The 535-nt window shown below is 74.2% G+C and carries 1 pseudogene; it reads left to right on the top strand.

The window, feature by feature from the left end:
• Positions 1 to 535 (top strand): annotated as a pseudogene (locus ACPGXI_RS18015) (PE family protein); the annotation flags it as partial.

The following is a 535-nucleotide window of genomic DNA, read 5'->3' on the forward strand; positions in this document are numbered from 1 at the left end:
GTAAGGGCGGCGCCGGTGGCGCCGGCGGTGATGCGTTCACCGGCGGTAACGGCGGATTCGGCGGATCCGGCGGTAGCGGTGGCACCGCGGTCGACGGTGCGGGTGGTGACGGCGGTAACGGCGGCAACGCCGGTACCGGCGGCAACGCTCTCGACGGTGCCGGCGGTAACGGCGGCAATGGTGGCACCGGCGGTAACGGCGGCAACTCCGGGAACGGCCAGGGCGGTAATGGCGGCAATGGTGGTGCCGCGGCTGACGGCGCGGACGGCGCTGATGGCACTGAGCAGAATCCCGACGGCGGTGCCGGCGGTAACGGCGGCAGCGTCGGCAGCGGTGGCCAGGGTGGATCCGGCTCTCCCGGCGGCAATGACGGGTCGACCACCGGCGTCGGCAACGGCGGTGATGGCGGGGACGGCTGGACTTCCACGGTCGCCGGAAAGGTCGGCGGTAACGGCGGAGCGGGCGGTAACGGCGGGGACCAGACCACCGGTGTGGCCGGTAACGGCGGCGACGGCGGCGACGGCGGCGACGGCGG

Origin of the sequence: Mycobacterium sp., assembly GCF_049608025.1 — a bacterium.
Classification (GTDB): Bacteria; Actinomycetota; Actinomycetes; order Mycobacteriales; family Mycobacteriaceae; genus Mycobacterium.